Genomic DNA, 260 nt, shown 5'->3' with positions numbered 1-260 from the left:
GATCCGCCTCAAGTCGATGGCGAGGTGCTGCAAGTTACTGCGACCGATGCTGCAGGCAACGCCTCAACCGCCGGTACGGTCACCGCGCCGGATATCGACGGCGGCGACACCACGCCACCAGATGCACCCACCAACCTGGTCATCGCTCTCGCCGGCAGCCAGCTGAATGGTCGTGGTGAAGCCGGGGCCACTGTTCAAGTCCGTGATGCCGAGGGCAACCTCGTGGCCAGCGGCTCGGTCAACCCGGATGGCACCTTCCA

At 65.4% G+C, this 260-nt stretch carries 1 protein-coding gene; it reads left to right on the top strand.

The window, feature by feature from the left end:
- The coding region (locus tag AC5PZ0_RS28350) for an Ig-like domain-containing protein (protein WP_493856227.1) at positions 1-260 on the top strand (260 nt) is incomplete at both ends.

The organism is Pseudomonas sp. 5.2 (assembly GCF_059025405.1).
Note: the sequence above shows the minus strand (reverse complement) of the source record. Positions and strands in the feature narration are given on the sequence as shown.